The organism is Sutterella wadsworthensis 2_1_59BFAA (assembly GCF_000297775.1).
In the GTDB taxonomy this organism is placed as follows: Bacteria; Pseudomonadota; Gammaproteobacteria; order Burkholderiales; family Burkholderiaceae_F; genus Sutterella; species Sutterella wadsworthensis_A.
Map to the genome: position 1 here is coordinate 1 of NZ_JH815523.1, position 8,111 is coordinate 8,111.

Here is an 8,111-nt window from a genome sequence, read left to right on the forward strand (position 1 = left end):
CTCCTGAGATCCGTACGCTGATCTATACGACCAATGCGATTGAAGGGCTCAACCGTGCTATCAGGAAGGTGATCAAGACGCGCACTCTGTTCCCCAATGAGGACGCTGCCAAGAAGCTGATTTACCTGGCCATCATGAATTTCACGGCCTCCTGGAAGCGTGCTACGCCCAAGTGGGCTGCTGCCATGCCCCAGTTCGCTCTGCTGTTTGGTGAGCGCTTTACAGGTGCCATGGAGTAAGGAAGGGATATGATTAGACCTCTCGCGCTAACGCGCCAGCCGCTTCGCGGCGCGCGATAGCGGGGGCTAAGGAGGATCCTCCCGCGCTCCGCGCGGGCCCCTCCACCTTAGCCCCCGCTATCGCATCAGGTCTGGCATACTGCATCTCAAATACAAAGGGCAGCCTCGTTGGGCTGCCCCTGGAATAACCTCCCCAGACACAGAAATCCTGACACTCCCCCAAGGAACTTCAGGTTCGGATCCGTCATGCCTGTTCGTTGAGTTTCAGAAACAGCTTTCCCTCCACGTAGGGCTTGAGGTGTCTGAGAGTCCGCTCCGCCGCCTTCCTGCTCCTGCAGAAGATCATCATGTCGTCGGCGTACCGAACGAAACGGTGCCCTCTGCGTTCGAGCTCATGGTCGAGCTCGTTGAGCATGATGTTGGCGAGAACGGGGCTGACCGGACCGCCTTGCGGCGTTCCTATTTCGCATGGCGTGATCTTGTCCCCTTCTTGTATCGGTGCTCTCAGGATCTTGTGGATGAGTGAGACTACTCGTCCGTCCTTGAGCTTGTCCGACAAGAGTCGCAGGAGCTTGGAGTGGTTGACAGTGTCGAAGAACTTCGACAGGTCGAGGTCCACGACCCAGACGTAACCCTGATTTGCGATATCGAGGGCCTCGTCAATGGCCGTCCGGCAACTCCTGCACGGGCGAAAGCCATGACTGTGCAAACTGAATACTGGTTCGTATTCGTCGCTCAGTTTCTGCGCGATCGCCTGTTGGATGACTCGATCGACAGCAGTTGGAATTCCCAACGGTCTGAACTTGCCTTTCTCCTCCTTCGGGATCATGACTCGGCGTACGGGCTGAGGTTTGTATTTCCCCGCCTTCACGGTTTCCACTATCTCGACGGCGTGCGCACGCAGATAGTCCAAGAACTCGTCTACGGTCATGCCGTCGACGCCCGGACCGCCTCTGTTTGCCTTGACCTGCTTATAAGCTCGGTTCAAGTTGTTCCGTTCAAGGATGGCTTCTAGGGTTACCATTCGTTGCCTTCGCATGTGGCGGCGTTTGTTCTTTCTCGTCCTTCTTCCCTTTGCTCCCCTCCGATCCTCCCCTGTTCCGCAGGGGTCCCCCTTCGGGATTTTTCAGCAATAAACGGGTTGTCGGCTACGTCGGACGCCTCCTGTTATTGATTTCAGCCCTTCCCGAGCACCATCCCGCTCGGTACTATGGCCTCTGCTGACTTCTCACGACAAGCTTTACTCCGACGCTCCGAATGGAACGGCGTCCGTGAGACCTCCTCGGGTAAGAAACACGCTCTTTCCCCTCATGCAGCTGCCTCATTTACACCAACGGCTCCGTGCAGTTGTCGGACTTCACTCTGCCTTGCGAGCTTATCCGCCGTCGTATGCCTGATGAGGTTCTTGTTCATCAGCTCAAGGGTTTGCCTCCAGCTTCTTTCAGCCTACGCCTCGCGACGCACACCTTGCTTTTGGCTATGAGGTTGCCACTGCCGGCCCCTCTCGGGACTTTCACCCGTTAGAACGTGCCCATGCCGAGCACACAAGCGAAAGGCCCGTAGGTTGAACTGCGGGCCTTTCGCTTTTCGAATGCTGGACCTGAAGCTATCGCCGCTCGACTAGGAACATGGCGACGGCCGCCATGATCAACATGCTCACTGTCGGCACCAGACTCACCACAATCGGCGACCAGGTGTTGAGTACGCCCAGATACGAGAAGAGGTTGTTGAGCGCGTAAAAGACAATGCCGATCATGACGCCGACGAACATCTTGATCGCCAGACCGCCGGAGCGTGCATTCATGTAGGCGAACGGCATCGACAGCGCGATCATCACGAGCGTGGCGAGCGGATAAAAGGCCTTGTTCCAGAACGCAACCTCGTAATGCTCGGACTGCTGGTTGTTCTTCTTCAGATGGCTCACGTAGCGGTCGAGGTCTCGCATGGACATCGTATCGGGCTTCACGGTCATGACACTGAGAGTGTCGGGACCCAGGGAGGAGTGAAGAAGAAGCTCGTCCGCCTTCGTCATTTCAATGCGGGATTCAAGCGGCTTGTTGTCCGCAGCATCGAAGACGGGATAGTCATAACGTACGACGTCCTTCAGGAGCCAGCCCTTGCCGGGCTCAAAGTGAGCCGACTCGGATTCGATGAAGACACGGATGCGGCCCTGCTTGTCGAATTCAAACAGACGCCAGCCTCCCGTCTCGGCCGAATCGGTCGCATTGAGATACTTCACGTTGATGTAACGGTCAATCTCAAGACCGCGCTCGCCCGTCGTCACGTCGCGCACCCAGACGCCCGAGGAATATCCGCGGGCGGTTCGGGTGGTCTGATTGTTCGAAATGGACTTCACCTCGGCCGCATAACGCGAGGCCGCCGGCGCGATGAACTCGCCGAAGGTGTAGGTAATGCCCACGAGGATGATGCCGGGAAGCATCAGGGAAAGAGCGAGCGTCACGGGCGACATGCCTGCGACGCGCAGACAGGTGAACTCGCTTGTCGCAGCCCAGCGGGACATCGTATAGACGGAGGCCAGCAGCGCAGCGAGCGGCATCACTTCGTAGATGCGGGCGGGCAGTGTGAAGGCCGTAAGCGTGAACGCCTGCATGATCGTGCGGCCGTCAGCCACGTCGTCGAGCTGGCCGACCAGATCAAAGAAGGCAAAGAGCGCAACCAGTGCGATCAGCACGAAGCCCGACGAGAAGAGAATTTCCTTGGCCAGCTGGCGGGTAATGACGCGCATCTTAGTTCTCCTTCGAAGAAATCAGGCGACGACGCCAATACCAGGGGCTGCACCAGACGGGAAGCCATCTCATCATGTAGACGCGACGAATGAAAAAGAGCGCGCAGAGCATGGCGACGAACCCGTGCAGCAGGAAAAGACCGGTCATGTAGCCGAACTTGCCCTGCTCAATCCAAGTCTGCACGACCGAAATGGCATTGAGGTAAAGAATGAACACCAGAGCGGCAATAATGATGTTGAGGCTGCGGCCTGCGCGGGGATTCGACGCAGAGAGAGGAATCGCAAACAGCGCAAGCAGGAAGGCGGCCGCAGGCCAGGAGAAGCGCCAGAAGATCTGGGCCTGTTGGTCGGGCGTCATGCCTGCAAAGAGCACCGTCATCGGCTGAGCCGAGACCTTGCCGGACTCGAGCCTCTTGTCAACCTTGATGTCAAGACGTACAGCGTACTCGTCGAACTCGACCACGCGAGTGACGGGGGTATCAAGCGCCGTTTCATGACGGCGGCCGTTGTGAAGAACGATGTAGCGGTCGCCTTCCGAATTGATTTCGACCGTACCGCGCTCGGCAGTCACCGTCGACTCGCCCTTGCTGGTTCGTTCAGCCATGAAGATGCGGCCCACTTCGTTGGGCGACTCCCCCTGGGACTCGATGAAGAAGACACGCTTGCCGCCCATCGTCTCGATGAATCGGCCTGGTGCAAGACGGTTGACTTCATCACGCTGAGCGAATTCATTGCGGGTGATTTCGGTCTGGGAGCGGGCCCACGGAGAAATGACGATGGAGAGCACGCCCACGGCCACGACAAAGGGCAGGGCGAAGCGCAGGACGGGAGGAACCCATGAAAAGAGGGAGCGGCCGCCGGAAGAGAACCACACGACCATTTCATTGTCCTGCCACCAGCGCATCATCGTCATCAGGACGGCGATGAAGAATGAGAGCGTCAGAAGCGGAGGCAGGTTCGTCAGCGCGTTGTAGAGCACCATCTGCAGCACGGTTCCGTTGTCGATGCGACCACCGGCCGCAAGACTGAGAATGCGGACCATACCGACTGCCAGAACAATGGTGAACAGAACGGTGAAGACACCGCCGGCACTGTTGGCCAGTTCAGAAACCATGGAACGCTTAAAGATCATGGAGCAGAGATTCCGCGCAAATGTAGGTTGGGCCGACAGGAGAACGCTGCCGCCGGGACGGCACGCGGACTTCGTCAAAATATTGATTTTAGACGAATTGAAGTCGTTCGACCGAATACGCTTCAAGCAGCCAGGCTGCGCAAAGCCGTTCAAACACGAGTTTTCCACACTTAGGCCCCAGCCTGTGGACAACTATTGACAAAACGCTCCCGCGTTTACAGATTTTCCATTGACAACAACAACTTAAGCGAGAAACTAGAGGATGTGCTGAAGGTTTAAAACTGTGGAAAACTTTTCGGAGAGGTCACGGTTTTGTGGATAACTGCAAATTATCCATATATTTCAACCCATTAAAAAAAACAGGAGCCTGAAAACGCCTGCAAACTGGTGGCGGCGAGAGCTGGCAAAAGTCACGTGTGCATAACTTATCCACACCCTCTTCATTGTGGATATTATTGGAAACTCCTTGAATTTCATATAGATGGAACAGAGGCGAACAATATACTGAAAAGCAAAAACCCCGATCTCTTTCGAAACCGGGGTTCTTGGAATGATGAGCCTGACGATGTCCTACTTTCACTGGAAATACAACCAACTATCATCGGCGATAAGGTGTTTCACTGTCCTGTTCGGAATGGGAAGGAGTGGGACCACCTCTCTATGGTCATCAGGCAAAGGCTTTGCTGCGCGAGCAGCGAATTCTTTACTTGGTCAGAAACAAAGCTGAGCTGTGATTCATTGACTCAGAAATTCTCTTGACGACATTCAGTCAAAAAAGCTTCACGGTTATAGGATCAAGCTTCACGAGCAATTAGTAATGGTTAGCTGAGTGCCTCACAGCACTTACACACCCATCCTATCAACGTCCTGGTCTCGAACGACTCTTTAGGGAGGTCTAGCCTCCAGGAAGACTTATCTTCAGGCAAGTTTCCCGCTTAGATGCTTTCAGCGGTTATCTCTTCCCCACATAGCTACCCGGCGATGCCACTGGCGTGACAACCGGTACACCAGAGGTGAGTCCACTCCGGTCCTCTCGTACTAGGAGCAGCCCCCGTCAATCTTCCAGCGCCCACGGCAGATAGGGACAAAACTGTCTCACGACGTTTTAAACCCAGCTCACGTACCTCTTTAAATGGCGAACAGCCATACCCTTGGGACCGGCTACAGCCCCAGGATGAGATGAGCCGACATCGAGGTGCCAAACACCGCCGTCGATATGAACTCTTGGGCGGTATCAGCCTGTTATCCCCAGAGTACCTTTTATCCGTTGAGCGATGGCCCTTCCATACAGAGCCACCGGATCACTATGACCTACTTTCGTATCTGCTCGACTTGTGGGTCTCGCAGTCAAGCACGCTTTTGCCATTGCACTATCAGCACGATTTCCGACCGTACCTAGCGTACCTTCGCACTCCTCCGTTACCCTTTAGGAGGAGACCGCCCCAGTCAAACTGCCTACCATGCACGGTCCCCGGACAGGATGACTGTCCCAGGTTAGAACCTCAAACAAATCAGGGCGGTATTTCAAGGACGCCTCCGCCACAACTGGCGTTGTGGTTTCACAGGCTCCCGCCTATCCTACACAGATCGGTTCAAAGTCCAATGCAAAGCTACAGTAAAGGTTCATGGGGTCTTTCCGTCTAGCCGCGGGGAGATTGCATCATCACAAACACTTCAACTTCACTGAGTCTCAGGAGGAGACAGTGTGGCCATCGTTATGCCATTCGTGCAGGTCGGAACTTGCCCGACAAGGAATTTCGCTACCTTAGGACCGTTATAGTTACGGCCGCCGTTTACTGGGACTTCGATCAGGAGCTTGCACCCCATCAATTAATCTTCCAGCACCGGGCAGGCATCACACCCTATACGTCGACTTTCGTCTTTGCAGAGTGCTGTGTTTTTAATAAACAGTCGCAGCCACCGATTATCTGAGACCTCTTCGCGCTCGGGGTGTTTCTCCCTCCACGCTACAAAGGCACACCTTATCCCGAAGTTACGGTGTCAATTTGCCGAGTTCCTTCTCCTGAGTTCTCTCAAGCGCCTGAGCATATTCAGCTCGCCCACCAGTGTCGGTTTGCGGTACGGTCCCGCTGAACTGGAGCTTAGAGGCTTTTCCTGGAAGCACATCCAATCACTTCGCTCAAAAGAGAGCTCGATGCTTCGCCTCGGAGATTCGCTGACGGATTTGCCTGTCAGCCTCCTACGCTCGCAAACCGGGATATCCAACACCCGGATGATCTTCAATACTCCGTCCCCCCTTCGCATTCAGCGGTGGTCAAGGAATATTAACCTTGTTCCCATCAGTTACGCTTCTCAGCCTCACCTTAGGGGCCGACTCACCCTGCTCCGATGAACGTAGAGCAGGAAACCTTGGGCTTACGGCGAGCGGGCTTTTCACCCGCTTTAACGTTACTCATGTCAGCATTCGCACTTCTGATACCTCCAGCAACCCTTACGAGTCACCTTCGCAGGCTTACAGAACGCTCCCCTACCACTCACACACAAGTGTGAATCCGCGGCTTCGGTTATTGACTTAGCCCCGTTACATCTTCCGCGCAGAAAGACTCGATCAGTGAGCTATTACGCTTTCTTTGAAGGATGGCTGCTTCTAAGCCAACTTCCTGACTGTCTTAGCCTTTCCACTTCGTTTTCCACTTAGTCAATATTAGGGACCTTAGCCGGCGGTCTGGGTTGTTTCCCTCTTGAGTCCGGACGTTAGCACCCGGTGCTCTGTCTCCCGTGCTCAAACTTCCAAGTATTCGGAGTTTGCCATGGTTTGGTAAGACGCCATGTCCCCCTAGCCATAACAGTGCTCTACCCCCTGGAGTCATACACGAGGCACTACCTCAATAGTTTTCGGGGAGAACCAGCTATCTCCAGATTTGTTTAGCCTTTCACCCCTATCCACAGCTCATCCGCTAATTTTGCAACACTAGTCGGTTCGGTCCTCCAGTGTGTGTTACCACACCTTCAACCTGGCCATGGATAGATCATCTGGTTTCGGGTCTACGCCTAACGACTGAACGCTCTGTTCGAACTCGCTTTCGCTGCGCCTCCCCTATACGGTTAAGCTCGCCATTAAACGTAAGTCGCTGACCCATTATGCAAAAGGTACGCAGTCACCCCTTAACGAGGCTCCTACTGTTTGTATGTATGCGGTTTCAGGATCTATTTCACTCCCCTCCCGGGGTTCTTTTAACCTTTCCTTCACAGTACTGGTACGCTATCGGTCGATCACGAGTATTTAGCCTTGGAGGATGGTCCCCCCATCTTCGAGCAGGATGTCACGTGTCCCGCTCTACTTATCGCACACTTAGTACCACAGCTGCCTTTTCCAGTAAGGGGCTATCACCCTCTATGGCCGGACTTTCCAGACCGTTCCCGTAAGTTGGCTGCTATCGAGTGCTGGGCTGATCCGATTTCGCTCGCCACTACTTTCGGAATCTCGGTTGATTTCTTTTCCTGAAGCTACTTAGATGTTTCAGTTCGCTTCGTTCGCCTCCCATCCCTATATATTCAGGATGGGATACCTGCAAAGCAGGTGAGTTCCCTCATTCGGACATCTGTGGATCAAAGCTTATTTGCCAGCTCCCCACAGCTTTTCGCAGGCTGTCACGTCCTTCATCGCCTGTGATCGCCAAGGCATCCACCACATACACTTAGTCGCTTGATCCTATAACCCTGAGGCCTTTTGCCCTCAAAGTCACAAGCAATCTATAACGTATACGCTGATTTCTCTGATTATGTCGGTTCTTGAGAACTTCAATGAATCAATGAATGCAATCACAACCCGTCTGTCAACATCCACTGCCATCTCATTACGGCAGCTTCTTTTGACAGAACGCTTTGTTTCTTTCCAAATTTTTAAAGAGCAATCAAGTTTCAACGAAACTGATAAGTGTGAACACCGAGTCAACTTCAAGAGGATTTCTTGCATCTCTCTATAAAGGAGGTGATCCAGCCGCACCTTCCGGTACGGCTACCTTGTTACGAC

4 protein-coding genes and 3 rRNA genes are annotated in these 8,111 nt (G+C 54.1%); 1 reads left to right on the forward strand and 6 read right to left on the reverse strand.

Going from position 1 to position 8,111, the window contains the following annotated elements; translation table 11 throughout:
- The coding region (locus tag HMPREF9465_RS11980) for an IS256 family transposase (protein ID WP_005437360.1) at positions 1-239 on the forward strand (239 nt) is incomplete at its 5' end.
- Between the two features lie 244 nt (positions 240-483).
- Here HMPREF9465_RS11980 and ltrA read toward each other — a convergent pair.
- The 6 genes from ltrA to HMPREF9465_RS13560 all read right to left on the reverse strand — a co-directional run.
- Entirely contained in the window at positions 484-1,263 is a 780-nt protein-coding gene (gene ltrA, locus HMPREF9465_RS11985; RefSeq protein WP_005437362.1) for a group II intron reverse transcriptase/maturase, read from the reverse strand.
- 582 nt (positions 1,264-1,845) lie between these two features.
- Positions 1,846-2,985, reverse strand: coding sequence for an LPS export ABC transporter permease LptG (lptG, locus tag HMPREF9465_RS11990; protein WP_005437364.1), 1,140 nt, complete (start codon positions 2,983-2,985; stop codon positions 1,846-1,848).
- A 1-nt stretch (position 2,986) separates the two neighbouring features.
- Positions 2,987-4,117: an LPS export ABC transporter permease LptF gene (gene lptF / locus HMPREF9465_RS11995; protein WP_005437365.1), complete on the reverse strand. Its 1,131-nt coding sequence runs from the start codon at positions 4,115-4,117 to the stop codon at positions 2,987-2,989.
- 557 nt (positions 4,118-4,674) lie between these two features.
- A 5S ribosomal RNA gene (gene rrf / locus HMPREF9465_RS12010) occupies positions 4,675-4,789 on the reverse strand.
- Between the two features lie 118 nt (positions 4,790-4,907).
- A 23S ribosomal RNA gene (locus tag HMPREF9465_RS12015) occupies positions 4,908-7,790 on the reverse strand.
- 272 nt (positions 7,791-8,062) lie between these two features.
- Positions 8,063-8,111, reverse strand: a 16S ribosomal RNA gene (locus HMPREF9465_RS13560); the annotation flags it as partial.